Origin of the sequence: Sphingopyxis sp. 22461 (genome assembly GCF_052044915.1) — a bacterium.
Taxonomy (GTDB): domain Bacteria; phylum Pseudomonadota; class Alphaproteobacteria; order Sphingomonadales; family Sphingomonadaceae; genus Sphingopyxis.
In genome coordinates, this window is the sequence record NZ_JBQENY010000004.1 from 105,924 (window position 1) to 132,811 (window position 26,888).

The following is a 26,888-nucleotide window of genomic DNA, read 5'->3' on the forward strand; positions in this document are numbered from 1 at the left end:
CCTTATATGGTCGACAATTTTTCCCTTGGCTTGACGCACGTCCTGATGGCGATTGCGCTCTGGCGCCTGCTCCATCGCGACGATCTCGATCGCGAGGTCAGCCCGCGCCTGCTGTGGCAGCAACGCCGCGATGCCGAACGCGCCGAAGCGGATGCCCGCCCCGATGCGTGACCTCGCGTTCGTCGCTTTCCTCTTTGCCTTCATCGGGATCGGCTTCAGGAAGCCGTTCCTGTTCATACTGTGCTTTTGCTATATCGACATCGTCGCGCCGCAGCGCCTGAGTTATTTCCTGATCAACTCGATCCCGGTTTCGCTGATCGTTTTCGGGCTCGCGATTGCCGGCTGGCTCGTCGCCGACGACAAGAAGGATACACGCTGGTCGGGGCGGCAGACCTTGCTCGTGATGCTGCTCATCTATTGCTGGATGACGACCATCTATGCCGATTTCCCCGTCGAGGCGGCGGACAAGTGGAGCTGGGTATGGAAGGCGCTGATCTGGGCGATCTTCCTTCCGCTGACGCTGCGCACCAAGCTGCGGATCGAGGCGCTGGCGCTGATGCTGCTGCTTTCGGCGGCGGCGATCGCGATCGCGGGCGGCATCAAGACTGCCGCGGGCGGCGGGGGCTATGGCACGCTGCAGTTGCTGCTGAGCGAAAATTACGGGCTTTACGAGGGCAGCACCATGTCGTGCGTCGCCATATCGATCATCCCGCTGATCCTGTGGTATCGCCGCCACGGGACGATCTTTCCGCCCGACTGGATGGTGTCGGCCTTCTGCTTCGCGCTGGTCTTCGCCTGCGCGCTACTGCCCGTCGGCACCCAGGCGCGCACCGGGCTGATCTGCCTGTTCGTGCTCGCGCTGCTGTCGCTGCGCGCGGTCAAGCACCGCCTTCTCTACATCGCGGGCGCCGGGCTGCTCGCGGCCGCCGCCATTCCCTTCCTGCCGCAAAGCTACACCGACCGCATGGAAACGATCCGCGGCTACAAGTCCGACCAGTCGGCCTCGACGCGCGTCGCGGTGTGGGCGTGGACCTGGGACTATGCGAAGGACAATCCCATGGGCGGCGGCTTCAACGCCTTTCTTCAAAATCGCGTACGCGTCGAAAAGGAAGCGAGCAGCCCGGAAGAGACGGCGAGCGTTTATGAGGAAGAATCGCGCGCCTATCATTCGAGCTATTTCGAGATGCTGGGCGAGCAGGGCTATCCGGGAACCGCGATGTGGTTGCTCCTCCATTTCGCGGGACTGATGCAGATGGAACGGATCCGGCGGCGCTACCTGAAAACGCGGCGCGGCGAAGAGCAATGGATCGCGCCGCTGGCGACCGCGCTGCAGCACGGCCATATCGTCTATCTGGTCGGGTCGCTGTTCGTCGCCATCGCGTTCCAGCCCTTCATCTACATGATGCTGGCGCTCGAGATCGGGCTGACGACCTATTGCCGCCGCCGTGAGAAGGAAGCGGGCTGGCGGCCGCTGACGCCGCGCTCGACGGTGGCTGCGTGAGCGGCACTGCCATCCCGCGGCAGATGCTGCCGACGCTCACCGGGCTGCGCGGGTTCGCGGCGCTGATGGTGCTGCTCTACCATATCCGCGGCGCGATGGGGGGCTTCCTGCCCGAGCGGGTGATTGCGGTGCTGGCGGAGGGTTATCTCGCGGTCGACCTGTTCTTCGTGCTGTCGGGGTTCGTTCTGTGGTGGACCTATGGCGCCGAGTTCCGCGATCAGGGCATCCGCGCCGCGCCGCGCTTCATCGTCCGCCGGTTCGCCCGCATCTTCCCGCTCCATCTCGCGATCCTGTCGGCGATGCTGCTGTTCGCTGTGGCGCTGCTCGTCAGCGGGCGCGACCCCGGCGCGCATTACAGCTTCACCGCGCTGCCCGCGCATTATCTGCTGGTCCAGAATTGGGGGTTCGGCAACGGGCTGACGTGGAACGATCCAGCCTGGTCGATCTCGACCGAATGGGCCGCCTATCTGCTGCTGGCGATCGCCGGCGGCTGGCTGACGCGGCTGCCGCGCGGCGCGTGGAGCTTTCCTTCGTTGATCATCGCGATGGCGGCCGGTCTGGGCTGGTGGTTCGCGGCAACCGGCCGCGCGAGCATCGGCGACGATATTCCCGCGACCGGGCTGCTGCGCTGCCTCGTCGAATTCGGCATCGGCATCCTGCTTTGCCAATGGTGGACGGCGCAGCGCGAAGCGCCCCGCGGCACGGCGATCATCTATGGCACCGCGCTCGGCCTTGTCGGCGCCGCGGCATTGCTTTTCGGAGTGGCCGGATCGCAGCCGGCGGCGGTGCCGCTGATCATGACCGCCGTCGTGATCCTTGCGCTGCAGGCCTCGACGGCGCCGCGGCCGCTCCTCTCAGGCCGGATCGCGCAATGGCTGGGGGATATCAGCTATGCCGTCTATCTGTCGCATTTCTTCCTGTGGATCCTCTTCAAGCTCTTCTTCGTCGACGATCCCATGCTGGTCCATCCGATCAAGATCCTCGCCTTCATCCTGTTGACGCTGGCCGCGTCGCATCTTCTCCATATCGCGCTCGAGGTGCCGGGGCGGCGGATCGCCCAGCGGGCCGGCGACCGCCTGCTCGCCGCCCCGCGCACCATCTTCGCCGCGGGCCGCAGCGAGACCTGACCCGCCGACGCCGTATCACGGGGAACCATCGGCGGCGGCGAGGCGCTATGGACCCATGTCCGCACCGCGTCTTGTCCATGTCGACGACAGCCTGCCCGGCATCAGCCGCGCGCGCTCGGGGGTCGGCTGGCGCTACCGCGACGCCAAGGGAAAGATCATCCGCGACCGCGACGAGATCGACCGCCTCAACGCGATCGCGCTGCCGCCCGCCTATGAGGATGCGTGGTTCTGCCCCGCAGCGAACGGCCACATCCTCGCGACCGGCTATGACGCGCGCGGGCGCAAGCAATATCGCTATCATCCCGATTTTCGGATGGCGCGCGAGGCCGACAAATATGACCGGTGCGCCGCCTTCGGCCACGCGCTGCCGCTTCTCCGCGCGCGCCTCGAAGACGATCTGAACCGCCGGACGCTCTGCTCGGAACGCGTCGTCGCCGCGGTCGTGCGCCTGCTCGACCTCGCCGCGCTGCGCGTCGGGAACGAGCAATATGTCGCGGCGAACAAGAGCTTCGGCGCGACGACGCTGCGCCAACGCCACGCCAAGCTGTCGGGCAAGACGCTTCGCCTGAAATATATCGCCAAAGGCGGGGCGAAGCGCGAGGTGACGATCAGCGACCGCAGCCTCACCACGCTGGTGCGCCGGTTGCAGGACCTGCCCGGCCAGAATCTCTTTCAATATGAGGATGGGGGCGACCTCTGCGTCGTCGGCTCCGACGATGTGAACGCCTATATCCGCGAAGCGATGGGTGACGAATTCAGCGCCAAGCATTTCCGCACCTGGTCGGCGAGCGTCGAGGCATTTGCCTTCCTCTACGACGCGCCCGAACCGCCGACCTTGAAGGCGATGCTCGAACATGTCGCGAGCCGCCTCGGCAACACCCCCGCGATCGCGCGCAAAGCCTATGTCCACCCCGCGATGCTCGCTGCGGCGCAGGCACGCGAAGACTTCGCATCCGCCATCGGAAACCTGCCGCGCGCGACGCGTTATCTTTCGCGTTACGAACGCGGATTTTTGACCTATCTGGAGCAGGCGCCCGCGGCTGCGGTGCTGCTCCAATCCGCCTGATCCGACGTACAAAGGACCCGACGTGAATTTCTCCATCCTCGCCGCCGCGACCACCGCCGCCCCGAAAGCTGCGCCCGCAAAGGCGGCCGCGACCGATCCGCTCGCCGATCTGCAGCGCTATTGGGACATGAGCCTCGCGTGGGTGGAAAGCCACTGGCTGCAGATCGGTATCGCGATCGGCGTCGGTCTCGCCATCTATTTCCTGCTGTCGATGGTCCGCCGCTTTGCGCTCAAATATGCAAAGTCGGCCGAAGGCGACCTCTCGCTGACCCACATCGCCGGGCGCGTGATCCACAAGACCAAGTCATCCGTGCTCGCGATCATCGCGATCCGCATGGTCGCGAGCTATGCCCAGCCGCCCGCGGTGATCATGCATATGATCCAGTTCGTCTTTACCGTCGCGGTCGTGCTGCAAGTCGCGATCTGGGCGCGCGAGATCGTGCTCGGACTGATCCAGCGCCGCGCCGCCGAGGGCAATAACGAGACGCTCAGCAACGCGATGGGGATCATCCGCCTGCTGATCAGTATCGCCTTGTTCGCGATCGCGGCGATCGTCATCCTCGACAATATGGGGGTCAATGTCACCGGCCTCATCGCGGGCCTCGGCATCGGCGGCATCGCGATCGGTCTTGCCGCGCAAGGCATTTTCTCCGACCTCTTCGCCTCGCTGTCGATCATCTTCGACCGCCCATTCCGCGTCGGCGAGACGATCAAGTACGACATGAGCACCGCGACGGTCGAACGCATCGGGCTCAAGAGCACCCGGCTCCGCTCATTGAACGGCGAATTGCTCGTGATCTCGAACACCAATTTGCTGAGCAAGGAGATCACCAACTTCGCGCATCTCCACCGCCGCCGGATCACCTTCAAGATCGGTGTCATCTATCAGACGACCCCCGCTATGCTCCGCGACCTGCCGCCGTTGCTCGAGGAGCAGGTGGTTGCCGGTGGCCAGGAATTCATCCGCTCGAGCTTTTTGACCTTCGGTCCGTCGAGCCTCGATTTCGAACTGATCTTTGATGTCTTCAGCGACGATTATGATGTCGTCGCCGCGGCGCGCACCGATATCGCCATCCGCGTCTTCGACGCGATGGCCAAGAGCGGCTACGAGTTCGCCTATCCCACGCAGACGACCTTTACCGCGGCGCCCGACGGGACCATGATCATGCCCTATTCCGAGTCTCCAAAGCCAAAGGCGGCGGCGGCAAAGGCAGCGAAGCCCGGCTGACGCTACGGCGCCGCGGCTGCGGGGCTTGGCTCTTGTGCAACGCGGCAAGAGATGCCTAGAACGCGCCCCGAACCAGCAATTTCAGGGGATGACATATGGCCACCATCACGCCGCAGGAACTGCAAACCAAGGTCGGTGAGCATCTCGGCACGTCGGACTGGGTGCTCGTCGATCAGGAGATGATCAACAAGTTCGCCGACGCCACGGGCGACCATCAGTTCATCCATATCGACGAGGAAAAGGCCAAGCTGACGCCGTTCGGCGGCACGATCGCGCACGGCTTCCTCACCCTGTCGCTGATGCCGCTGCTCGGCGCGAGCACCGACGGCCCCAAGGTCGGCGGCGTCAAGATGGGGGTCAATTACGGCTGCAACAAAGTCCGCTTCCTGTCGCCCGTCCGCTCGGGCAAGCGCGTGCGCAGCCATGTGAAGCTGCTCGAGCTCGAGGAAAAGCGCCCCGGCCAGTGGCAGCAGACCAACGAAGTCACCGTCGAGATCGAGGGCGAGGAAAAGCCCGCCCTGATCGCCGAATGGATCAGCCAGTTTTTCGTTTGAGCATAGACCTCCCCGGCAAAGATTCTGCCAAACTCTTCGAAGAGGAATTACATCATGCGTGACGCCGTCATCGTTTCCACCGCCCGCACCCCGCTGACCAAGGCGGCGCGCGGATCGTTCAACAACACCCTTGCCCCGACGCTCGGTGCCCATGCCGTCCGCGCCGCGGTCGAGCGCGCCGGCATCGAAGGCGGCGAGATCGACGACGTCGTCTTCGGCGCCGCGATGCAGCAGGGTTCGCAGACGATGAACGTCGCGCGCCTGATCGCGCTGCGCGCCGGCCTGCCCGTCACCGTCCCCGGCATGTCGATCGACCGTCAGTGCTCGTCGGGCCTGATGACGATCGCGACCGCCGCAAAGCAGATCATCGTCGACCGTCAGGACATCGCGGTTGCCGGCGGCATCGAGAGCATCTCGAAGGTCAGCGGCAGCGGCAAGGTGTTCATCGAGACCGACGCCGAGCTGATCGCGATGCACAAGGACACCTATATGCCGATGATCGGCACCGCCGAGGTCGTCGCCAAGCGCTACAACATCAGCCGCGAAGCGCAGGACGAATATTCGTTCCAGTCGCAGCAGCGCACCGCCGCCGCGCAGGCCGCGGGCAAATATGACGACGAGATCGTCGCCTGCAATGCGACCATGGCGGTGGTGAACAAGGAAACGAAGGAAGTCAGCTTCCAGGACGTCGTCGCGAACAAGGACGAGTGCAACCGTCCCGACACGACGCTCGAAGGGCTGTCGAGCCTGAAGCCGGTGATGGGCGAAGGCTTTTCGATCACCGCGGGTAACGCCAGCCAGCTCGCCGACGGTGCATCGGCGTGTGTCGTGATGGAAGCCAAGGTCGCCGAAAAGAAGGGTCTCCAGCCGCTCGGCCGCTATGTCGGCATGGCGGTCGCGGGCACCGAGCCCGACGAAATGGGCATCGGCCCCGTCTTCGCGATCCCCAAGCTGCTCGAACGCTTCGAGCTCAAGATGGACGACATCGGCCTCTGGGAACTCAACGAAGCCTTTGCGGTGCAGGTGCTTTACTGCCGCGACAAGCTCGGCATCCCGAACGAGCTGCTCAACGTCAACGGCGGCTCGATCTCGATCGGCCACCCGTTCGGCATGACCGGCGCGCGCTGCGTCGGCCACGCGCTGATCGAAGGCAAGCGCCGCGGCGTCAAATATGCCGTCGTGACGATGTGCATCGGCGGCGGCCAGGGCGCAGCGGGCCTGTTCGAGGTCTTCTGATGCGGCTTGCCGCTCCGCGTATCGAGCCGGTCGACCTCGACCGGCTCGATGCCGACCAGCGCGCCGCGCTCGAACCCTTCCTTGCTGCCAATGGCGGCAAGGTCGGGGGCGGCAAGATTCTCAACATCTTCCGCACCCTCGCCCATGCGCCGAAGGCGCTCACCGCCTTCCTCGGCTGGGGCAATTATATCCTCTCGAGGCGCAACGCGCTTTCGCCGCGGGATCGCGAACTCGTCATCCTGCGCACCGGCTACAACTGCCGCTCGGGCTATGAGTGGACGCAGCACAAGCGCATCGGCCTCGATTGCGGGCTCACCGAAGACGAGATCGCGCACATCAAGACCGGCCCCGACGCGAGCGGCTGGAACGACCTCGACCGCGCGATGCTCCGCGCGACCGACGAGCTCACGAGCCATCACTTTGTTACTGACGCCACCTGGGCCGCGCTCGCGCCGCTCGGCGACAAGGGCCGCATGGACCTCGTCATGACCGTCGGCCAATACACGCAGGTTTCGATGATTTTGAACAGCTTCGGCATCCAGGTCGAGGACGGCTGGACCGTCGACCCCGACCTCAAAGCCTGAACCACAAGGGAGAGAGACCATGAGTGCCATCGGTGTAATCGCCACGCTGCGCGTGCAGCCCGGCAAGGAAGAGGCGTTCGAAGGCGTGTTCGCCGAACTCGCCGCCGCGGTGCACGCGGACGAGCCCGGCAACAGCTATTACAAGCTGTTCCGCACCAGCGAGGCGGGTGTGTACAAGGTGCTCGAATGCTATGACGGCGATGCCGCGGTCGAAGCACACCGCGCGTCGGACCATTTCCGTACCCTCGGCGCGAAGCTCGGCCCCTGCCTCGCCGGCGCGCCCGAAATCGAGCGGCTTTCCGCGGTTTGATTATCCGGAGATGATCTTTCATTCATCGTCACCCCGGACTTGATCCGGGGTCCCGCTCGAGATCGAAGCCAGTCGATGCCTCACAAAAGCGGGATCCCGGATCAAGTCCGGGATGACGAAGGGAAAGGACGCGACATCCTTCCTCAGCGCACCCGGTTGAAATAATTCGTCCGCATCGCGGTGCAAGGCGTCAGCCGACCTCGGCAATCTGCCCCGACCGGTCGCCCAGCACATAGCGCGGCCCCGCCCCGCGTTGCGCCGCCTTGTCGTCGCGATTGTAGAGGCCGCATTTCTTGAGCGAGAGGCACCCGCAGCCGATGCAGTTGCCGAGCAGTTCGCGCGTGCGCTGAAGCGCCGCGATCTGCGCATCGATCCGCGCGCTGAGGCCGGTGCTGATCCGTGTCCAGTCGGCGCCGTTCGGCGTCCGTCCCGCGGGGAGCCGCGCCAGCTCGGCGGCGATTTCTTCAAGGCTCAGCCCCAGTTGCTGCGCGATCAGGATGAACGAGACGCGGCGGATATCGGCGCGCAGGAAGCGCCGCTGGCCGCCGCCGGTGCGCAGCGCCTCCACCAGCCCCTTCGCTTCGTAAAAGCGGATCGCCGACACCGCGACGCCGGTGCGCGCCGCGAGTTCGCCGATCGCGATCAGGTCGGTCCGATGCATCTTCCGCGCTCCTGCTTTTATCCTTGATCTCAACCTGACTTGAGCTTTCATAAGCCGTGCGTCAACGCGAATCAGGAGAATATAAGGTGACGCATCCCTTCATCGAGCATGTGAATCTGACGGTCAGCGACCCCGACCGCACCGCCGGAATCCTCTCGGCGATCTTTGGCTGGCACGAGCGCTGGCGCGGCCCTGCACAGGGTGGCGGGCGCACGATCCACCTCGGCAGCGACGCCGCTTATATCGCACTCTACACCGGCCCCGACGGCGAGCACGCCGACGCGCAATATCCAAAGGGCGCGCCGCTCAACCATGTCGGGGTGCAAGTCGACGATCTGGACACGATCGAGATGCGCGTGAAGGCAGTCGGGCTGACCCCGTTCAACCACGGCGATTACGAACCCGGCCGCCGCTTCTATTTCTTCGATCCCGACGGCATCGAATATGAGGTCGTCAGCTATGCGGAGCCGCGGCTGCGCTGAACGGGGCAACGACCGGCGCCCTGCCGCGTTGATCGATCATCGGGGGGCATGAAGGAGTCTTTCGATGAGCGAAGACATCAAGAAACAATTCTGGAAGGCGCTGGCCGACAGCCCTTATGTCATGGTCGGCGCGACCGGCGAGCGCGAACATCATATCCCGATGAACGCCCAGCTCGACAGGGATGCGCACGGCGCCTTCTGGTTCTTCACCGCGACCGACAACCGCCTGTCGGGCGGCGGCCCCGCGATGGCGCAGTTCGCCGCGAAAGGCCACGAGCTGTTCGCCTGCATCTCGGGCACGCTGCGCCGCGAGGAAAGTCGCGCAGTGCTCGACAAATTGTGGAATAACAGCATCGCGGCCTGGTACGAAGGCGGCAAGGACGATCCGAAGCTCGTCCTCTTGCGCTTCGATCTCGACAACGCCGAAATCTGGACCGCCGACCCGAGCATCAAGGGCCTGTTCAAGCTGGCAACGGGCATGACGATGAAGGAAGGCGAGCTTGGCCAGCACGCCACGGTAGCGCTGTAACCTGCCTTCCCCCGTTCATGTCGAGCGAAGTCGAGACACCTATCATGGTAACGCCCAGCCGATGGGCATCGCGACTACGCTCGATGCGAACGGTTTTTGTTCAGCCCACCGGCGGCCCGATCCGCCCGTCGCGAAACTCGAACCCGCCCTCGCGGTCGCGCTCCAACAAGGCAGGACCGTCGAGATCGACCCAGCGCGCCCGCTGTGCCAGCACGAACGCCGGCGCAATCGCGAGGCTGGTCGACAACATGCACCCGGCCATGATCGACAGTCCCGCCGCATCGGCCGCATCGGCGATGCGCAATGCCTCGGTCAGACCGCCCGCCTTGTCGAGCTTGATATTCACCCCGTCGTAAAACGCGCCGATCCGCGCGACATCGGCCGCGGTCTGACAGCTCTCGTCGGCGATGAAGGGAATGGGCGCATAGATCGGGTCGAGCAGCGCGTCGGCACCCACCGGCACCGGCTGCTCGATCATTTCGACCCCCAGGTCGGCGAGCGCCTCGGCCTCGCTCAAAATGTCGATATCGCGCCAGCTTTCGTTGGCGTCGACGATCAGCCGCGCCTCGGGCGCACCTTTGCGCACCGCGGCGACGCGCAGGCGGTCGCCTTCGCCGGTGAGCTTCAATTTCAGCAAACGATAGCCGTCGGCCTCGGCCGTCGCCGCCTGCTCCGCCATCGCGCCGGGCGCGCCGAGCGAGATGGTGAAGGCGGTAACACGCGACGTCGGCGCGCCGTCGCACCCGGCAAGCTGCCAGAGACGCAATCCGCGCTGCCGCGCCTCGAGATCCCACAGCGCACAATCGAGCGCGTTGCGTGCCGCGCCGGGCGCCATCAACTCCTGCACCGCGGCGCGTGCCTCGACGGCGCCCAGCTCGGCGATATAGGGCGCGACGCGCAGTAACTGGTCGCGGCACCCCGCGGCATCCTCGCCCAGATAATAGACCGGCGTCCCTTCGCCGCGTCCGACAGCGCCGTCACCCTCGATTTCGGCGACGACGACATCGACATGCGTCTTCGCGCCGCGGCTGATCACGAACGCTCCCGCGACCGGCCAGCGTTCAACACGTGCGCTTTTCAGTTGGATAGCCATGCGGGAAGGCTAGTGTAGATCGCGATGACCGGCAAATCTCTTTCCGAACGTATCGGCGATCTCGGCCACCGCCTCGCGGTCGAGGCGCACGCCGCCTGGCTCGCCGCGCGCGACCCGCGCGTGCCCTGGCTCGCGCGCCTGCTCGCGATCGCGGTGGCGGCCTATGCGCTGTCACCGATCGACCTGATTCCCGATTTCATTCCGGTCTTGGGCTGGCTTGACGATTTGCTGATCGTCCCGCTCGGCCTGTGGGTTGTGCGCCGCCTGATCCCCGATCCCCTATGGGCCGAACTTCACGCCGCCGCCGAAACCGCGAGCGAGCGCCCGTCGAGCCGCGCCGGAATGGCGTTCATCCTGCTGCTCTGGGCGGGGCTGCTCTATATTGTCTATTGGAGCGTGCGGACGTCGCCCTGGCATTAGTTGCCGGTTTTCTGACGGTCGGCTTCGGGGTGGATTCCAGTCATCCCCCTCCCTTTTAGGGAGGGGTTAGGGGTGGGTACGAGCGAAGCGAGCTGCAGTAGAACGCCGCCTTCGGCGGCCACCCACCCCCGGCCCCTCCCTAAAAGGGAGGGGAGAAGTATGTCCACAACCCGTCGTCAGCCGCCGTGCGCGCGGATCCATTTCTCGACCACCGGCGCGATCTCCTCGCGCCATTTGCGGCCGTTGAAAATACCGTAATGACCGACGCCCTTCACCATCAAATATTTCTTCTGGTCGGCGGGTAGCGCCTTGGCGATCGTCAGCGCTGCCTTGGTCTGGCCGATCCCCGAAATATCGTCGCGCTCGCCCTCGATCGCGAGGATCGCGATGTCCTCGATCGCGCCGACATCGACCGGCTGGCCGCGGTGCGTCATCTCGCCCTTCGGCAGCAGGTGGCGCTGGAACACGACGTCGACCGTCTGCAGGTAGAATTCGGACGTCATGTCGCACACCGCGCGATATTCGTCGTAGAATTCCTTGGTCTTGTCGGCGCTCTCGCCGTCGCCATCGACCAGATGCTTGAACATCTCCCAATGGCTCATCATGTGATTGCCAAGGTTCATTGACATGAAGCCCGCAAGCTGCAGGAAGCCCGGATAGACGCGGCGGCCGGCGCCAGGATAATAAGCCGGGACGGTCGCGATGACATTTTCCTGGAACCAGGCGTGCGGGCGCGTCATCGCATGCTCGTTCACCGCGGTCGGCGCCTTGCGCGTGTCGATCGGCCCGCCCATCATCGTCAGCGTCTTCGGCCGGCACTTATGCTTGTTCGCGGCCATGATCGCCGCCGCCGCAAGGCTCGGCACCGACGGCTGGCACACCGCGAGCACATGCGCGCCGGGGCCGATATGCTCGAGCCACGAGATCAGATAATCGACATAGTCGTCGAGGTCGAACTTGCCGGCTTCGAGCGGCACGTTGCGCGCGTCGCGCCAGTCGGTGATCCACAGGTCATGGCCGGGCAGCATCCGCTCGACCGTGCCGCGCAGCAGCGTCGCATAATGACCCGACATCGGCGCGACGATCAGCAGCTTCGGCGCGTCTTTCGACCCCTTATGCTTGAAATGCTTGAGCTGGCCGAAGGGTTTGCGCGCCTCGACCACCTCGGTCACGCGCGTCTTTTCGCCATCCACTTGGGTCTCGTATAGTTCGAATCCCGGCTTGCCGCGCGGCGCCGAGGCGTGCGCGAATACTTCGAGCGCCGATGCAAACATCGGGCTGCCGCTGAAATAGCCGAGCGGATTCGCGGGATGCTGCATCACTTGTGCGCCCGCGGTCGCCAGCGCGCTCGCGCCTGCGAGCCAGTTTTTCTGCATGTCAAAGGCGTGGTACAGCATATTCGATTCTTCCTTGCGTGACCCCGGCGGCGCTCTCCGGCGCCTGCTCATTGGTTAGCAGTCTAGGGGCTGATCCTCATTGTGCAATGCATCAAAATCGTTGCGAGGCGTGCCGAAGTCGAATATTCTGCGCGGAACGGCGCATGATGCGCCGATGGAGTGAATATGTCTGAGATTGCGGGCAACCGCTAACATCCCGGCGTAATCGGGATGTGCGCAGCGTGCGGACCAGCGGGTCCGCGCGCCTTTGTTGCTTGAAAATCCCGGATAATCCCATGAATATTTCGAAAGCGGAGCAGCGTATGCTCCATGTGCTGGCGCAGGGCGGCATGATCCGCCATCGGCGCGGCGAAAATGGCCATATCGTCGAAGCCTTGTGCTTCACCCGCGATGGCCACGTCCTCGCCGATACCGGCCTGCCCTTGTTCAACCGCCTGCGGCGGCGCGGTTTCATCGGTTCGCAGAATGGCGCGCCATATCGCATCACGCAGGCGGGTCTCCGCGCGGTACGCGCGCAGCTCGACAACCGGTGACGATCGGGCGTTGACGATCGGAGCGCGGTGCACGCCGCCGCGCTCCCTTTTCGGAGCGACCATATCGTCCCGCTTCAAAGCGCTTGAAGCCATGTGTCATTCTGCGGCGTTGAGCGGCATCGGCGGGGCTGCTAGGGCCGTCGTCCATGGCGACCACATCCGACAAATCCGACACGCCCCGCCGCAAGCTCGGCAGCCTGCGTATGATCTGGCACTATGCCAGTCGCTATCCGCTGCAACTGGTCATTGCCGCGGTCGCACTCGGCGTCGCCGCGCTCGCGACGCTCGCGATCCCCTATCAATTCAAGGAAATGATCGACAGCGGCTTCGTCGCCGGCGGCGGCGACGTGAGCCCCCATTTCCGCTTCTTCTATCTCATCGTCATCGTCCTCGCGGTCGCCACCGCGCTGCGCTTCTATTTCGTCAGCTGGCTGGGTGAGCGCACCGTCGCCGACATCCGCCAGGCGGTGCAGCGCAACCTGCTGCGCCTCGCCCCGGGTTTCTTCGAGGAAAACCGCCCGTCGGAAATCGCCTCGCGCATGACATCGGACACCTCGGTCATCGAACAGACGGTCGGCACCACCGTCTCGGTCGCACTGCGCAACACCGTGATGGGTATCGGCGGCATCGCCTATCTCTTCACCCTATCGCCCAAGCTCACCGGCGGCATCCTGCTCGGTATTCCGGTGATCATCATGCCGATCGTGCTGCTCGGCCGAAAGCTCCAGAATGTCTCGCGGTCGAGCCAGGACCGCGTCGCCGACATCGGCGCGACCACCGCCGAGCAATTGGGCGCGATGAAGATCGTCCAGGCATTCGGGCAGGAAGCGCGCGAGGCTGATCGCTTCACGACCGCGGTCGAGGCGAATTTCGCGACCGCCAAGCGCCGCATCCAGCTGCGCGCGACGATGACCGCGATCGTCATCGGCCTGCTCTTTGGCGCGATCACGACCTTGCTCTGGTACGGCGCGGCGGGCGTCGCCGCGGGCACGATCACCGGCGGCACGATCGCCGCCTTCGTGCTGACGGGCGGGCTCGTCGCGGGCGCGTTCGGTGCCCTTACCGAAGTTTATGGCGACCTGCTTCGCGCCGCCGGAGCGGCCGAGCGGCTCAGCGAATTGCTCAATGCCGAGGCGAGCATCGCGCCGCCCGCAAAACCGCGCCCCTTCCCCGCACCGCCCGTCGGTACGCTCGAATTCGATCATGTCGAATTCCACTATCCGACCCGCCCCGACGCCCCAGCGCTCCATGATTTCAGCCTTGCGATCCGCCCGCGCGAGACCGTCGCGATCGTCGGCCCCTCGGGCGCCGGCAAGTCGACGCTCTTCCAGCTCGCCGAGCGCTTCTATGACCCGCAGGGTGGGCAGATCCGCCTCGACGGCGTCGCGCTCACCGAAGCCGACCCCGCCGACATCCGCGCGCGTATCGCGATGGTGCCGCAGGAAACAGTGATCTTCGCCGCCTCGGCGCGCGACAATCTTCGCTACGGCAATTGGGACGCGACCGACGAAGAACTCTGGGACGCCGCACGCGCCGCCAATGCCGAGGAATTCCTGCGCAAGCTGCCTGACGGGCTCGACACTTTCATGGGCGAAGGCGGCGCGCGGCTTTCGGGCGGCCAGCGCCAGCGCGTCGCGATCGCGCGCGCGCTGCTCCGCCGCGCCCCGCTGCTGCTCCTCGACGAAGCGACCTCGGCGCTCGACGCCGAATCCGAAAAGCTCGTGCAGGACGCGCTCGAGACGCTGATGCACGACCGCACGACGATCGTCATCGCGCACCGTCTCGCGACCGTCCGCGCCGCCGACCGCATCGTCGTCATGGACGACGGCCGCATCGTCGAAGAGGGCAAGCACGACGAGCTCGTCGCCGCCGACGGCCTCTACGCCCGCCTCGCGCGGCTCCAGTTCCAGGACAATCTTGCCGCCGCCTGACCCAAGTTCGATCGATCGAAGGAAATGACGATGCTCTACGACCTCACCGTACCCGCCTGGCAAAATGGCCTGAGAGCGCTGTCGGGCGAGCTTTCGCGGGCGCGCGTATGGGGTGAGGAAAACGGCATCGGCGAATTGCAGTTCGCGGTCGCGCGCCTCGCGCCCGACATGTTCCCGCTCGCCTCGCAGGTTCGCTTTACTTGCGTCCAGGCGCTCCAGCCGCTGGTCCGCCTCGCCGACGCCGAAGTCCCAGAATTCGCCGAAGACGCGGTCGATTTCGCCGGAATGCAGGAGCAGATCGCGGCGACGCTCGCGGTCCTCGACGCGGTCGATCCAGCCGCGCTCGGCACCGACCTCGATCGCGCGGTCAGCTTCCCGCTGCCCAACGGCATGATCTTCGACATGCGCGCCTTCGACTATGTCCGCGACTGGGCACAGCCGCAATTCGCCTTCCATCGCACCGCGGCCTATACGGTGATGCGCCACATGGGCGTGCCGCTCGGCAAGGCCGACTATGTCAGCTATATGATGCGCTATCTCCGGCCCGGAACGGCTCCCGCCGCCTGAGACAGCGGGAACCCGCCAAGACTCAGATCAGACTGGCGTAATTCTGGATTCCCGGAAAGGCGAGCTTCGACCCGCCATTGCGCCGGATCGCTCCAATGGCTTCGTCGACGCGCAAGTAGCGCGCCCGCGCTTCAGGTTCGAGCAGGATGGCTGCGGGCTCGGGACGTTCGGCCGCGACTTTCACCAGCACCCCCAGCTCGGCAAGGTCGACCGCTTCGTCATTCCAGCGGATCACGTCGCTCGTATCGATGGTGACACGATTCTCGTCCAGCACCTTGCCCGGAATATCCGGTCCGATCGGCAGTGTGACATCGACGCTGTGCGTCGGCGGGGGGATGGTGATGATGAACATCACCAGCATCACCAGCATCACGTCGATCAGCGGCGTGGTGTTGATATCGGGATCGCCATTGGGGTCGGCGCGAAAAATGCTGCGATGAAACCTGCTGCGATTGCGCATCGTCTCTCTCCCGCTGGGGAGACGCACCGCGCTTGACGGGCACCACCCCCTCATCGAGGACCCAAGACCATCCTGCGCCCCTGAGTGATGGTATATCATAATACGCGCCGAGCAAGCAGAAACTGGAAAATGAGCAGCGGACGATTACTGCCGCACAAAGCACGCATAAAGAAAGGGCGGCACCTTTCGGCACCGCCCTTCTTTTTCGTTCCGTCCCAGTCGGGAGCGGAAACCGGTCTTACATGCCCGAGTTCGGACCGTAAGTGATTTCCACGCGACGGTTCTGGTCGTTGCGGACGCCATCGGCGGTTGCAACGGCCGGGCGGCTTTCGCCGAAGCCCTGCGCGCTGATCGAGCCATCCGAGATACCGCGAGCGGTGAGATAGCTGCGAACCGCGGTGTTGCGACGTTCCGACAGGCCGACGTTGTACTTGGCCGAACCCGAACGGTCAGCGTGACCGGCGAGCATGACCTGCGTACCCGTGCAACCACGGTTGTAGGCGCTGATCGCGTTGTCGAGCGTCGAAGCCGCTTCCGGCGTGATGTCCGACTTATCCCAGTCGAAGTACACGATATACGGTCCCGGTGCGCATTCCACGACCGGCGGCGGCGGCGGAGGCGGCGGGGGCGGCGGGGGCGGCGGGGGCGGGGGCGGCGGTGCCACCACCGGCTCCGGTGCGCCACCGAAGTTGAACGTCAGCGTGCCGAGGATCGAGTGCGAACGGAAGCGCGTCGAAACGTCGCGACCGCGCTGGTCGACCAGATCGATCTTGTCGGCGTTGAAGAAGCGATACTTCAGGCCAACGTCGATGCTGTCGGTCAGCGGAGCGCGGACACCCGCGATCGCCTGCCAGGCAAAGCCCGTGTCCGAATCGTCGAGGAAGTTACCGGCAAAGACCGGCTCGACCGAAACGCGCGCGACACCGGCACCACCGCCGACAAAGCCCTGAAGGCCGTCGTCGTCGCCGAAGTCGAGCATGCCGTTGACCATGAAGCTCAGCGCGTTCGTATCGCCAGCGAGGTCAAACGAACCGGTAGCGAGCGCGCCAGCGCCGTTAACCGACTGCGGAATGCCCGGGGTCGCGAAGCGGCCCGACTTGATGTCAGCTTCACGGAAGCCGACTTCGACTTCCGCGCGGAAACCGCCGAAGTCATAACCGACGGTGCCTTCGACGTCATAGCCAGCGCGATGGTCGAGCGAACCGGCATTGTTGAAAGTGCCAATGTCGAGATCCAGGTCTTCGACGAGCATTGCGCCAGCACCAACACCAACATACCAGGAGTTGTCGCGCGCCAGGACGGGCGACGCCAGGGTGGTGGAGGCCAACGCCACAGCGACGGCAAGCTTCCTCATAGTAATTCCCCTTTCAAATTGAGATATACGTCTCGGCAGACGTCCTACTCGCCGCTTTGGTTCCGTGCAAGTGAACAAATCGTCAATCTGTTGCCAAAAAGTCGCACTTCTTATGTCAAAGAACCGAAAATCAGCCTGAGATCAGAAGACCCTGCGCGGCGAGGTGAAGAATCAGTGTGGAGATCGCGTTACGCGCTTCGGAATCGATTATCGACCCGCCCGAAGGCGCCCCCACCGTCGCCGGCGCGGCCCATGCGCCGCCCACGAAGCGAAGCTGCGCGCCGTCGGTGAGCCGCGTCGCCCGCATCCCCTCACGCGGCGGCGCAAATCGCCATCCGCCCCCGGTCCGGATCGCGATCGCATTTGCCTGCCCCGCCCAGGGACCCGTCGGCGCCGCACCGACGATCCAGCATTGCCCCTCGACAGGTCCCGCGGGCGGCGCGGCGAGCGGTCCGGCCTCGACGGCCGCGTGGACCAACGCGTCGAGCAGCGTCAAAGCTTCGTTGTGCGTTACCTCTTTCTGCGCCTGCGCTACGCCAAGTAACGGTAACGCGAAGCGCGGCGTGGATGGCATGACGGTCATGGTTTTATCCTTTTATGTCAATGGTAAAGACAGGGGCGAGGACAGTGCGAAATCCCCCGCCTGCCGGATCTCGATCGTGCAACCGGGCGGCAGCGCCGCCAGCTCGGCGGCACCAATATCCAGCGTCGGCGATGCGCTTTCCCACGGCCCGATTCCCGGAACGGGCGGCGACAGCGCAATGCGCCACGCCTCATGACTTTCGCCAAGTGGCTGGTCGACATGGTCGCGCCACCCCGCGTCGGCGCGGCTGCGTCGAACCCAACCGATCGTCACGCCGCCCGCACCGTCGGCCCGGACCTGCCCGTGTACCGGCGTCAGCGGCCGCAGCGCCCGGCCGGTCGCCGGCACATCAACCTCGGCCAGCGTCGTCCCGCCCCGCGGAGCCCATTCGAGGGTCGCCGCGCCGCCCTCCGCCGATCCCGCAAGCGCCTCGGGCAGTGTCAACAGCGCCGGATCGTCAAGCAGGACAAAGGACGCCCCGGCCGCATGCGTCATTTCCCTCTCGGTGCCGGCCCGCCCGCGCAGCAATCGCGACAGGCGCCAGCGCCCGGATCCGACAACTTCGGCAATGCCGAATTGCAGCAATTCGCCATCGACCATCGCCCGGTTCGCGCCGCCCAGCAACGCCGCGTCGCTTACCGATTCCAACGTCATCGCCGGATTGACCAGCTGAACCTCGACGCTGTTCAAAAGGTCGAACAGGCAATCGCTTCCCGCGGCCAGCGGCAGGGCAAGCTGGCCCAGCGCGGCCGCCGGACGCACCGCGCCGACCGGGATCGGTTCGGCACCGGCCGATGCGACGAGCCAGCAATCGGCGCCGCGCCAACCATCGTTACTGCCGGCACCGGCGACCAATAATCGCGGCGCCGACGCCGCCGGACTGCCCATATTGGGAAGGTCGAACAGGCGGACCGTGCCGATGGCATCAGGCCAATCGGGCGCACGGACCGGAACGCCGGGTTCTGCGGGAAGATCGGCCGCGGGAAGCGGCGCGTGGCGCCTGAGTTCGAGCAAGATGTCGCTCCCGCGAACCGTCCTTCCCGCCAGCCGCCAGCGGCTCCCGTCGGCCAGTGCAATGACATGCCCGACGGTCAACGCCAGCGCCGCAAGATCGGCCCGCCACACCAAAGTTTCGCGCCCGTCCGCCGCGGCGGCGGCAAGCCGCTGCGCCAGCGCCCGCGCCGACGTCGCCGGCAGCACCGCGGGTAAATCGATCCGTTCCTCGCGGACGCCGCCGCCGGCAACCTGGCTCGTCTGCTGGCCGAGCTGATAATCGCGTTCGGGTTCATAGTGCCGCAGCCGGATCGTCCCCGGCAGCGATGACAGCGGCGCGCGGCGATGCTCGGTCCGGTCGCCCGGTGCATCGCCCCGCCTCGCCTCGCGGAAATCGGCCAGCGCCAGCGGTTCCCCGGCCGCAGCCGTCGGCGCCAGCCGCCATCCGTCCGGCCCGCTGAGCAGCCGCACGCCGTCCGCCTCGAACAGCGGCGCGAGCGCGTCGCGCAACCGGTCTCCCGATGCGGCATAGCCCGTAAAAGGCCATTCGCCGTCGCAGCGCGCGGTTTCACCGAACAGGCTGTTACCGACCATCCCGGCGTCGATGCCCGCGGCGTCGGCCTCCACTTCGAAGGTCAGGGACGGAATCCGATTGCCGAACGTGCCGAGCTCAAGCTCTTCGAACACCGCATAGGCGCACCCCCGAAACGCACTCACCGACGCGATGCCCAGCGCCGATGCGATCAGCGGATCGACCGCCTGGTCCTCGCTGCCGTTATGCCAGCGAAAGATGCACCGCTCCTGGAACGTCCCGCTCGACCCGCGCAGCAGATTTCCGTCGGCCCATATCCGTCCGATCCTGCGGATCGGCCGCGACGACAGCGCGACCGCCAGCGACACGGCATAGCTATATTCGGTCGTCGACGGCCGCCCCTTGCCCCCGCCGCGCTTGTTCCGCCGTTCGATCAGGTCGGTGGCCCAGATCACGCTCCCTGCGACGCGCATCGTCCCGAACAGCTGCGGGATCTGCTGGCCATAGGTCGACGCCTGAATCTTCAGATCGGCAAGCCGCGGCCCTTCGCGCCCCTTGGGTTTGAAAATCTGTGCGTCGATCTGCTGGCCCACCGCAGCCCCGATCGCGGCCCCCACCGGACCCCCGACAATCCCGCCGACCACCGTCAGCACCAACGTTGCCATCAATCTGCTCCCGAAAAGAATATTCCTCCCCTCCCGCTTGCGGGAGGGGCAGCGAGACTTGGCAGCTCGCTGCCTAGTCGCAGCGGGGAGGGCATTGCTCCAGCCGCCAGCACGCGACGCCATCCAGTCCAGAGATTGGCGTCTCGACCACCCGCCGCAGCCCGGCATGCGCATGCACCAGCCGATCCAGCCCCATCAGGCCGAGATGAAACTGCCCCGCCGGATAGGCGATCAGCATCACATCGCCACCGCGCCCATCCCCAACGACCGGAACGAAGCCCGCGTGAACCAATCCCGCTTCGACCTGAGCCCGCGCCCAGCCCCGCAGCGGGTAACCGACCGGCCGCGCCAACCGCCGCCCCGCCGCCGCATAGGCCGCCCACACCAGCCCCACGCAATCGAGCCCCGTCGCCGGATCATAGCCCTGCGGCCGGAACCTCACCCCGACCATCGTCCGCGCCGCCGCAAAGGCGCGCGGTCCCAGCTCATCCACCGGGATAACGCGTGAGCAGGTCATTACCCGGCAGGTGCGCCTCGCCGCGAAAATTGACAGCGTTGGCAAACCGATCCCGGCACGTCGCAAGCTGCTTGTCGCATCCTTCAGTGAGCCGTACGCGCACCGGTCCCGCGACCGCGAAAGACGGCGCTTCGGCCAGATGCAGTACGGCCGCCTCGACCGCGATCACCGGACTGGCCAATCCGCAATTGGCGCCCTCCATCCACAGGAGTTCGCCGAACGCCATTCCGGGCGCCGCGGCATCCAGCGTCACCATGCGCCCATCGACCGCAACGACCCGCCTCGCATGTGTCAGCGGCGCCAGATCGACCCGGCACGCCCGGTCGCCCAGCATGGCGCGGCACGATGGCGAGGTCGCCGGGCACACCGGTCGGTCGAGCAGCCGTGTCACCCCCTGCAACTCCGCTGCAAAGGCCGGCCCGCGCCGCTCGATCGCCCCCAGCGACCCCCGCGCCACCGTGACCGGCGCAACGTCGGCCGCGCTCCAGTCGGTGACGAACAGCTCCAACTCGGCGCCGTCCCACCGCCCTGCGTCGAGATCGCGCGCCGCGATCGCGTCGCTCGTGACCGCGCCCTCAAGGTCCATCGTCGCGACATCAAGGCTGTCGCTCGTCTCCAGCGCCGATGGCTTCATCCCCGGCGCCGCACGGTACAATATCCCGCCAACCATCAGGTCGCGGTCGTGCGAAGTCAGCCCGATCACAACCCCGTCGCGCCGCGCCAGCCGCCAGCACCACGCCAGTGTCACCAGCTCTTCGCGCAGCCAGCCCGGCGCTTCCATCATCACCACGGCGCGCGCACCTCGACCAGCGGCACGCTCGCCATCTCGCCCGCGAGGAAGGTCGCGCGACTGACCTCCAGCCGATCTTCGGCAAAGCGCACCGGCACGTCGAACAGATACCCCGCGCGCACCGCGACACCGAGCACGGGCGCGACATCGAGCAAAATCTCGCCCTCGTCCGTCACCAGAAATGCCGCCGTCTCCAGCCCGTCGACCGACACGCGCACGCTGCCCTCGACCGGCATCCGAACGCTGCGCACCTGCTCAGCATCACCGGCACCATAGCGCTTCACCAAAGCAAACTGCCGCCGCGCACCATCGCCGACGCCAAGCATCTGATCGACCGCGGTCGGCAACCCGCCATCCGCCGCCGAGCTGCTATCGAAGGGATCGCGAAAGCGGAACGCTCGCGCCGCCCCGCGCCGCGCGCGAAAAAAGTCGGCGAGCGCCCGCACATCGGCCTCGGACCGGATTCCTGGCCCCGCGTCATAGCGCATCCGCGCCTCGGCCCATTCGGTCGCCCGCTGCTCGTGCCCCGACGGCGAACTCACGATCTGCGTCGAAAATTCGGTCGCGACCATCGCCTCGCGCCCGATCGCGAGCGGAAAATCCACCGCATCGAAAGCCTGCACAACATCCTCCCCGTCAAACGCCACAAACCCATCGCGCGCCACCTGCGGCAGCGCCCAGATGAAGGTCCGCGCGACCCCCGCGCGCCGCGCGCCATCGGCCGCATCGGCGATCGCCGCCCACTGCGCACGATCCTCGGCCGCGAGCACGAAGCCCGAAAAATAATGCTGTTCTGCAACCGGATAGCCGAGCCGCAACACCATCGCCGCCCGCGCACCCGCGGTCTCCGCCCCGCGCCCGCCGGTCACCCAGTCATAGTCCTCGAGCTGCAGCACATCGAACGCCGGCGTCGCCCACCCCAGCGGCACATTCGCACGCCGCACCGCCGGCGCTGCCGGGTCGAGCACCGTCGGCAGGTAAACGAGCAAATGGCTCACCAGCCCCGCCGCTCCCGCCTCGTCGCGCGCCGCCGCAGCCAAAGCGGCAGTCGACCCCGCCAGCAACACCCCCAGCGCATCGAGCATCGCCAATTGCGCCGCCCCCAGCGACCCGCGCACGTCGGCGATCGGAACGCTTGCCGCCCCCAAAGCCGCCGTGGTCGCCGCATCATAAGCGCAAATCCGCCCGCCGCTCGCGATCCACCACCAAGGCTCGCCGACCTGGAATTTCAGCGGCAAGCCAGCGGCCGCGCCGATCGCCACAAACGCCCGCGCGACCAGCTGCAAATATCCCATCGCAGCTGCATTCGCCGGCGACAGCAGGGTCGACGGCGGCTCCCACCCGGTCAGCGCGGGCGACCCGTCGCTCGCCCGCTGCTTCCACACGTCCCAGCAATAGGCGTCGAACAGCTCGTAGGAGAGCGACCAGATCACCCCCAGCCCCGCATTCGCACACGCCGCCGCAAAACCCGCATGCCAAGCTGCGCAAGGCGCATTCAGCACGCCGCCCGCCACGCTCGCGGAAAAGCCGCCGCCCGCCGCCTCGAGCCGCATATAATGGCTCATCCCGACATAATGGACGACATCGCCGCGATAGCCCAATTGCACCATCTGCCGCACCAGCCGCGCCGGGGTCAGGTGATAGCTGTCGTCATAGCCGCTCGCGATCCCGAGCCCCCCTTTGGCCGGGTCCAATTCGGGCATCACCACATCGCCTATCGCCAGCACCGAGCCCGATCCCGAGCAGACAATCCCGCTCATCTCGGCCCAGCCAGCGGCCGGTGCCCCCAGCACGCCGTCGCCGCCATCATAGGTCGGCGGCACCAGCGAAATGAACATCCGGTCGATGTCGCCCGCCCACACCGGGTCGGCCTCGCCGGGAAGCAGGAAGCCACCGTCCAATGCGTCGAAATCAAGGCTGACGACGGCATCCTCGGCCGTCCCCTCGGCATAGTTCCAGAGCCGCACATACCAGGCACGCGGCGCCCCCGCCGCATCGCGCCCCTCGATCGTCAAGGTCGGCCCGTGCAGCGCATCGAGCGGCTTCACCCCGCCCGACCGCCAGCGGAATCTGAGCTGCGTGTGCCGAAAATCGCGGCGCGTCTCATAGGCGAGCAAAGGATGATCCCACCGGTCCTCGGCTTCCCAGATCAGCCCCGCCAGATCCTGCTTCCGATAAAAGATCGTCTCGACCCGCAGCGACCCCGGCACATCGCTCGTCACGCTCGCCATCATCGGCCGCGCGAAATCGACCGTCCAGAACCGCGGGTCGAACCGCTTGAGCCAGCCCTTTCGATGATGCGGCTCGGCCGCCGCTACCAGCGCCCAGCCCATCAATCGTCGCCCGCTGCAACCGCGCGCCGCACCGCGCGCGCCAGTTGCCGCCCCGTCTGCGCCAGCCGCTGCGGCTCGCTCCCCGCTTCCCCGCGCACATTTACCGTGATCGCGAAATTGCGTACCCCACCGGCACCCGCGGCCTCGATCCGCCCGCTCGCGGTCGGCACGAACAGCTCGGGCCCGCGCTCGCCGACGCGATAGGCGCGGCCGGCGCTCACTGGCCCGCCGGTCGCCCGCCCCGGTGCCCCGAACAGCGCCATCGCGATCGAGGTGCCGAGCGACAGCAAATCGCCGCTCCCGCCACCACCTGAGCCCCCGCCCGCCGCCGCGCCGATACCGTTCGAAATCGCCGCCCTTGCGATGTCCGCCATCACCGACAGCGCGAGCCGCTTCAGATCCTCGAACCCCATCTTGCCGCTGACGATCGCGCGCGACAGCGCCCGCTCGATCGCACGCCCCGCCTGATCGGCCTCGGCAACCAGCGGCCCGCCCAGCTCGGCGCGCAGCGCCGCAATGTCGCGCCGGAACGCGCCCGTGTCGGCGCGCACCGCGACCACCATTTCGTCGATCTCGTCACCCATCGGGAAACCTCTCCATCATCGCCGCCAGCGCCGCACCGTCGAGGGACGCCTCGGCATCCGCCTCGACCCAGCCCGCCAGCACCGCGCGCACATCGGCCGGCGTCGCGGTCCAGAACTCATCGGGCCGCCATCCCGCAACGCGCGCCATCACGCCCGCCAGCGTCACCGCTGCAGGCCCTATGCAAAGTTGCGACATATCGATCCTCCCTGTCGCGCAGCGATGGGGAGGTGGCAGCGCGAAGCGCTGACGGAGGGGCCGAGGGCGCGACGCCGCAGCCCCTCCACCATCCTGCGGATGGTCCCCCTCCCCATGCCTGCGGCACGGGGAGGATCGATTTGTCACATCACCGCCCCTGCAAAATCTGCCCGAGCAGCACGCGCAGCGCCGGCGTCGCCGACGCCAGACCCTGCGCGATGACCGCCTCGCCGACCGCCTCGCGCGTCAGCGTCTCGGGCCGATCCCTCACGCAATGCCAGAACAGGCACGCAAGCTCGCCCAGCCCCAACCGCCCGTCCGCCGCGCGCTCAACCAGCGCGAACAGCGGCCCCAGCTCGCCCTCCGCTGCAACCAACGCAGCAAAACTCGGCCGCAGAACATGCACATGGTCGCCGACGCGCAATTCCGCTTCGCCGCGCAGCGCGTTGGCGGCGCTCACAGGCTCACCACCGCGCCGCTCGATTCCAGGTTCAGCGTGTAATTGCGCTCGCCATTATAATCGCCGGCATAGTCGAGCCGCGTGACGAGGAAGCGCCCACGCATCCGTTCGCCGCTTTCAAAGCTCAATTCATAATCGTCGATGACGCCCGAAAGCGCATGACCGCGCAGCCGCACCTCGGCGTCGGACCCGGTAAAAATGCCCGCCGCGCTCACCGAAACCGATCGCACCCCGGCGCCCGACAGCAGCTCGCGCCAGCCGCCCGAATCCTTCGTCGTGACATTCACCGCTTCGCCGTTGACCGACATCTGCGTGGTGCGCAGGCCCGCGACCGTCCGATAGGTCGGCGGCGCTTCGCCGTCGCCGATCTTGAGCAGAAAATCGCTCCCATTTTCAATCGCCATCGTCTAATCTCCTCTGGGAAAAAACACTGCTAACGGGGAGTCGCAGGATGCTTTTGATCACAACATTGATTTTGGCCGTCATGGTGCAGTCGCCCTCGGCGACGGTCGACACGACGCGCGCCGCTTTCACCAAATGCCTGCGCGCCGACATGAAGAAGGCGCTCGAGGCCAAGATGGAAGAGGCCGAGTATGAAATGCAGGTGAAATCGAACTGCGCGACCGAGCGCGACGCGTTCCGCAAGGCCGTGATCGCGCTGGGCCGGTCGGGCGGCGATTCCGAAAAGGTCGCGGGCGAAGACGCCGACATGCAGATCGACGATTACCACGCCAATTTCACCGACAAGTTCAAGGACTATAAGTCGACGAACACGATGCCCGGCGAGTAAACGAACGATCTGATCCTCCCTGTGGCGAAGCCATGGGGAGGGGGACCGCTCGCAAAGCGAGTGGTGGAGGGGCCGCGACGGTAGCGCCAATAGCCCCTCCGTCAGCGGCTAAAGCCACTGCCACCTCCCCATCGCTACGCGACAGGGAGGATTGGATGGCAATATCCGTCAGTTCCTACCGCAATCACCCCGCCAAACACCGACACCGCACGATCAGCTCGTGGCGCCAGCCGCCGTCGCGCGCAAAAGTAAAGCGCGTGCGGATCGTTCGCGCCCCGACCACCGACCAGGCACCGGCCGGGCCGCGCAGGGCCGTGACGACCGCCTCGACGCGCCCCGCGGCCTTGTCGTCGATCGCGCTGTCGACGCCGACCAATGTCAGCGTCAGGCGGATTTCGCGCCCCGCCCGGTCCTTGGTCCCCCAGTCGCCGCCTTCCGCCGTACCGACCGCTACATAGGGCGCGCTCACCCGCGGCGGCGTGCCGTCGAATATTCCGTGGACCATCGCCGCCAGCGCGTCATCGCGCGCCAACAGCTCGATCGCCCGCGCGCGCACCGCGCCCTCCGCGCTCGTCATTGCCCGCCCCCCAGTGTCAGCCGCCGCCACGGCTGCCACAGCGCCGCGATCGCCGCCGGCGGGGCCGCGCCCGCGCCGTCACGCGCCTCATGCAGATGCTGCGTCATCCGGACGATACCCTGCCGGATCGCTTCGGGAATTCCGTTCGCGCCTTCGGCAATTCCCGCGCGATAGGCGACGCGCACCCGCGCCGCGCCGCGCGGGTGGCCCACTGTCACCCGCGCGGTCCCGTCGCGGCCGACCGTCGTCCGGTAATCGCCGTCGCCCAGCGCCGCCTCGTCGCCGCCGGGAAGCAACAAAGTCACGGCATCGATCCCGACCACCGGTCGTGCCCCGGGTTGGCCCACCCCGTTTTTCAAGGGCAAAAGCTCCTCGACCGCGCGAATGACCAGCCACTGCCCGATAAAGGCCTCGCAGATATTGGTCGCCGCGCGGACAAGGCCCGCGACCACGGCATCGTCGATCGTCGCCCCCAGCCGCAACCAGCCGCGCGCTTCGTTCAGGCTCACCGGGGCATCGCCCGGCGTCAGACTTTCCGCCATCACCGTTCCTCCACCCGCACCGTCATCGATCGTTCGTCGATCTGGCCGTCGCTCATCGTCACCCGGTTGGTGACGCGATAGACGTGGCCGGCGATCCCGCCCGCCAGCGTCGCGGTCGTCCGGGTCAGGTCGTGCGCGGCGGCGGCCACCGCCACGCCGCCATCCTCGTCCGGTACAACCAGCCATGCGCTCGCCAGCACCGCCTGCCCATCGGCATAGGCCGCACCCCAGTCGAACTCATAATCGATCCGTGATCCCGGATCCTTCACCATCATCGTCATGGCCGCTCCTTT

33 protein-coding genes are annotated in these 26,888 nt (G+C 66.4%); 16 read left to right on the plus strand and 17 right to left on the minus strand.

From position 1 onward, the window contains the following. The first annotated feature begins 6 nt into the window (after positions 1 to 6). From ACTJI5_RS07880 to ACTJI5_RS07920, 9 genes are all read left to right on the plus strand, one after another. Entirely contained in the window at positions 7 to 171 is a 165-nt protein-coding gene (locus tag ACTJI5_RS07880; protein WP_162835126.1) for a hypothetical protein, read from the plus strand. Continuing rightward, entirely contained in the window at positions 164 to 1,501 is a 1,338-nt protein-coding gene (locus tag ACTJI5_RS07885; protein ID WP_440859905.1) for a putative O-glycosylation ligase, exosortase A system-associated, read from the plus strand. The genes ACTJI5_RS07880 and ACTJI5_RS07885 overlap by 8 nt, the downstream gene beginning before the upstream one ends. After that, entirely contained in the window at positions 1,498 to 2,628 is a 1,131-nt protein-coding gene (locus tag ACTJI5_RS07890) for an acyltransferase family protein (protein WP_440859906.1), read from the plus strand. Before ACTJI5_RS07885 ends, ACTJI5_RS07890 begins: the two co-directional genes overlap by 4 nt. 55 nt (positions 2,629 to 2,683) lie before the next feature. Next, entirely contained in the window at positions 2,684 to 3,694 is a 1,011-nt protein-coding gene (locus ACTJI5_RS07895; protein WP_439513416.1) for a DNA topoisomerase IB, read from the plus strand. A gap of 127 nt (positions 3,695 to 3,821) precedes the next feature. Next, positions 3,822 to 4,922 (plus strand): mechanosensitive ion channel family protein, encoded by a 1,101-nt coding sequence (locus ACTJI5_RS07900; protein WP_440860090.1) that lies wholly within the window; start codon positions 3,822 to 3,824, stop codon positions 4,920 to 4,922. Between the two features lie 95 nt (positions 4,923 to 5,017). Further along, positions 5,018 to 5,476: a MaoC family dehydratase gene (locus tag ACTJI5_RS07905; protein ID WP_058536951.1), complete on the plus strand. Its 459-nt coding sequence runs from the start codon at positions 5,018 to 5,020 to the stop codon at positions 5,474 to 5,476. Positions 5,477 to 5,530: 54 nt separating this feature from the next. Then, a complete protein-coding gene (locus tag ACTJI5_RS07910) occupies positions 5,531 to 6,712 on the plus strand; it encodes an acetyl-CoA C-acyltransferase (RefSeq protein WP_058536952.1) in 1,182 nt (393 codons plus the stop codon). Continuing rightward, positions 6,712 to 7,296, plus strand: a complete 585-nt coding sequence (locus tag ACTJI5_RS07915) for a carboxymuconolactone decarboxylase family protein (protein WP_440859907.1) — start codon at positions 6,712 to 6,714, stop codon at positions 7,294 to 7,296. The genes ACTJI5_RS07910 and ACTJI5_RS07915 overlap by 1 nt, the downstream gene beginning before the upstream one ends. Positions 7,297 to 7,315: 19 nt before the next feature. Beyond that, positions 7,316 to 7,606, plus strand: a complete 291-nt coding sequence (locus ACTJI5_RS07920) for a putative quinol monooxygenase (protein WP_058536954.1) — start codon at positions 7,316 to 7,318, stop codon at positions 7,604 to 7,606. Positions 7,607 to 7,796: 190 nt separating this feature from the next. Here the strand turns inward: ACTJI5_RS07920 and soxR are convergent, their stop codons facing one another. Next, positions 7,797 to 8,267 (minus strand): redox-sensitive transcriptional activator SoxR, encoded by a 471-nt coding sequence (gene soxR / locus ACTJI5_RS07925; RefSeq protein ID WP_310251332.1) that lies wholly within the window; start codon positions 8,265 to 8,267, stop codon positions 7,797 to 7,799. Between the two features lie 86 nt (positions 8,268 to 8,353). On the opposite strand from soxR, the gene ACTJI5_RS07930 reads away from it, so the two are divergent. Next, the gene (locus tag ACTJI5_RS07930; protein WP_310251330.1) at positions 8,354 to 8,749 is read left to right on the plus strand and encodes a VOC family protein; all 396 of its coding nucleotides are present in this window, start codon (positions 8,354 to 8,356) and stop codon (positions 8,747 to 8,749) included. A gap of 64 nt (positions 8,750 to 8,813) precedes the next feature. Further along, entirely contained in the window at positions 8,814 to 9,278 is a 465-nt protein-coding gene (locus ACTJI5_RS07935; protein ID WP_440859908.1) for a pyridoxamine 5'-phosphate oxidase family protein, read from the plus strand. A gap of 100 nt (positions 9,279 to 9,378) precedes the next feature. Here the strand turns inward: ACTJI5_RS07935 and ACTJI5_RS07940 are convergent, their stop codons facing one another. Beyond that, positions 9,379 to 10,371 (minus strand): dipeptide epimerase, encoded by a 993-nt coding sequence (locus tag ACTJI5_RS07940; RefSeq protein ID WP_440859909.1) that lies wholly within the window; start codon positions 10,369 to 10,371, stop codon positions 9,379 to 9,381. Positions 10,372 to 10,395: 24 nt separating this feature from the next. On the opposite strand from ACTJI5_RS07940, the gene ACTJI5_RS07945 reads away from it, so the two are divergent. Next, positions 10,396 to 10,791 carry a YkvA family protein gene (locus tag ACTJI5_RS07945; protein WP_082639994.1) on the plus strand — a complete coding sequence of 132 codons (396 nt, stop codon included), beginning with the start codon at positions 10,396 to 10,398 and terminating at the stop codon, positions 10,789 to 10,791. Positions 10,792 to 10,967: 176 nt separating this feature from the next. On the opposite strand, the gene ACTJI5_RS07950 is transcribed toward ACTJI5_RS07945, so the two are convergent. Beyond that, entirely contained in the window at positions 10,968 to 12,188 is a 1,221-nt protein-coding gene (locus ACTJI5_RS07950) for a polyhydroxyalkanoate depolymerase (protein ID WP_440859910.1), read from the minus strand. A 275-nt stretch (positions 12,189 to 12,463) separates the two neighbouring features. Here ACTJI5_RS07950 and ACTJI5_RS07955 point away from each other — a divergent pair, with 275 nt between their 5' ends. The 3 genes from ACTJI5_RS07955 to ACTJI5_RS07965 all read left to right on the plus strand — a co-directional run bounded on the left by ACTJI5_RS07955 (position 12,464) and on the right by ACTJI5_RS07965 (position 15,219). Next, entirely contained in the window at positions 12,464 to 12,721 is a 258-nt protein-coding gene (locus ACTJI5_RS07955) for a YjhX family toxin (RefSeq protein ID WP_310251321.1), read from the plus strand. Between the two features lie 146 nt (positions 12,722 to 12,867). Then, on the plus strand, positions 12,868 to 14,652 hold the full coding sequence (locus tag ACTJI5_RS07960; protein ID WP_440859911.1) for an ABC transporter transmembrane domain-containing protein: 1,785 nt from the start codon (positions 12,868 to 12,870) through the stop codon (positions 14,650 to 14,652). Between the two features lie 30 nt (positions 14,653 to 14,682). Then, positions 14,683 to 15,219 (plus strand): DUF1993 domain-containing protein, encoded by a 537-nt coding sequence (locus ACTJI5_RS07965; protein ID WP_440859912.1) that lies wholly within the window; start codon positions 14,683 to 14,685, stop codon positions 15,217 to 15,219. A gap of 22 nt (positions 15,220 to 15,241) precedes the next feature. On the opposite strand, the gene ACTJI5_RS07970 is transcribed toward ACTJI5_RS07965, so the two are convergent. The 11 genes from ACTJI5_RS07970 to ACTJI5_RS08020 form a co-directional block, all read right to left on the minus strand. Next, the gene (locus tag ACTJI5_RS07970; RefSeq protein WP_440859913.1) at positions 15,242 to 15,679 is read right to left on the minus strand and encodes an ExbD/TolR family protein; all 438 of its coding nucleotides are present in this window, start codon (positions 15,677 to 15,679) and stop codon (positions 15,242 to 15,244) included. 238 nt (positions 15,680 to 15,917) lie between these two features. Beyond that, on the minus strand, positions 15,918 to 17,033 hold the full coding sequence (locus ACTJI5_RS07975; RefSeq protein WP_310251314.1) for an OmpA family protein: 1,116 nt from the start codon (positions 17,031 to 17,033) through the stop codon (positions 15,918 to 15,920). A gap of 130 nt (positions 17,034 to 17,163) precedes the next feature. Then, positions 17,164 to 17,616 (minus strand): DUF2793 domain-containing protein, encoded by a 453-nt coding sequence (locus ACTJI5_RS07980; RefSeq protein WP_440859914.1) that lies wholly within the window; start codon positions 17,614 to 17,616, stop codon positions 17,164 to 17,166. 12 nt (positions 17,617 to 17,628) lie between these two features. Continuing rightward, positions 17,629 to 19,806: a phage tail protein gene (locus ACTJI5_RS07985; RefSeq protein ID WP_440859915.1), complete on the minus strand. Its 2,178-nt coding sequence runs from the start codon at positions 19,804 to 19,806 to the stop codon at positions 17,629 to 17,631. Between the two features lie 73 nt (positions 19,807 to 19,879). Continuing rightward, positions 19,880 to 20,299, minus strand: coding sequence for a peptidoglycan endopeptidase (locus ACTJI5_RS07990; RefSeq protein ID WP_440859916.1), 420 nt, complete (start codon positions 20,297 to 20,299; stop codon positions 19,880 to 19,882). Further along, positions 20,292 to 21,107 (minus strand): DUF2163 domain-containing protein, encoded by an 816-nt coding sequence (locus tag ACTJI5_RS07995; protein WP_440860091.1) that lies wholly within the window; start codon positions 21,105 to 21,107, stop codon positions 20,292 to 20,294. The genes ACTJI5_RS07990 and ACTJI5_RS07995 overlap by 8 nt, the downstream gene beginning before the upstream one ends. Continuing rightward, the gene (locus tag ACTJI5_RS08000; protein WP_440859917.1) at positions 21,107 to 23,446 is read right to left on the minus strand and encodes a DUF2460 domain-containing protein; all 2,340 of its coding nucleotides are present in this window, start codon (positions 23,444 to 23,446) and stop codon (positions 21,107 to 21,109) included. The genes ACTJI5_RS07995 and ACTJI5_RS08000 overlap by 1 nt, the downstream gene beginning before the upstream one ends. Then, on the minus strand, positions 23,446 to 24,030 hold the full coding sequence (locus ACTJI5_RS08005; protein WP_440859918.1) for a tail tape measure protein: 585 nt from the start codon (positions 24,028 to 24,030) through the stop codon (positions 23,446 to 23,448). Before ACTJI5_RS08005 ends, ACTJI5_RS08000 begins: the two co-directional genes overlap by 1 nt. Further along, positions 24,023 to 24,226 carry a phage tail assembly chaperone gene (locus tag ACTJI5_RS08010; protein ID WP_440859919.1) on the minus strand — a complete coding sequence of 68 codons (204 nt, stop codon included), beginning with the start codon at positions 24,224 to 24,226 and terminating at the stop codon, positions 24,023 to 24,025. The genes ACTJI5_RS08005 and ACTJI5_RS08010 overlap by 8 nt, the downstream gene beginning before the upstream one ends. Positions 24,227 to 24,374: 148 nt before the next feature. Beyond that, entirely contained in the window at positions 24,375 to 24,686 is a 312-nt protein-coding gene (locus tag ACTJI5_RS08015) for a gene transfer agent family protein (RefSeq protein WP_440859920.1), read from the minus strand. Continuing rightward, the gene (locus ACTJI5_RS08020) at positions 24,683 to 25,090 is read right to left on the minus strand and encodes a phage major tail protein, TP901-1 family (RefSeq protein WP_310251299.1); all 408 of its coding nucleotides are present in this window, start codon (positions 25,088 to 25,090) and stop codon (positions 24,683 to 24,685) included. The genes ACTJI5_RS08015 and ACTJI5_RS08020 overlap by 4 nt, the downstream gene beginning before the upstream one ends. A gap of 47 nt (positions 25,091 to 25,137) precedes the next feature. On the opposite strand from ACTJI5_RS08020, the gene ACTJI5_RS08025 reads away from it, so the two are divergent. Further along, entirely contained in the window at positions 25,138 to 25,476 is a 339-nt protein-coding gene (locus tag ACTJI5_RS08025; protein WP_310251297.1) for a hypothetical protein, read from the plus strand. Between the two features lie 184 nt (positions 25,477 to 25,660). On the opposite strand, the gene gp17 is transcribed toward ACTJI5_RS08025, so the two are convergent. The 3 genes from gp17 to ACTJI5_RS08040 are packed head-to-tail and all read right to left on the minus strand — an operon-like array spanning position 25,661 to position 26,876. Then, on the minus strand, positions 25,661 to 26,053 hold the full coding sequence (gene gp17, locus ACTJI5_RS08030; RefSeq protein ID WP_440859921.1) for a tail completion protein gp17: 393 nt from the start codon (positions 26,051 to 26,053) through the stop codon (positions 25,661 to 25,663). After that, a complete protein-coding gene (locus ACTJI5_RS08035) occupies positions 26,050 to 26,595 on the minus strand; it encodes a head-tail connector protein (protein WP_440859922.1) in 546 nt (181 codons plus the stop codon). The genes gp17 and ACTJI5_RS08035 overlap by 4 nt, the downstream gene beginning before the upstream one ends. After that, positions 26,595 to 26,876: a phage fiber-tail adaptor protein gene (locus ACTJI5_RS08040; RefSeq protein WP_310251291.1), complete on the minus strand. Its 282-nt coding sequence runs from the start codon at positions 26,874 to 26,876 to the stop codon at positions 26,595 to 26,597. The genes ACTJI5_RS08035 and ACTJI5_RS08040 overlap by 1 nt, the downstream gene beginning before the upstream one ends. Positions 26,877 to 26,888 lie beyond the last annotated feature (12 nt).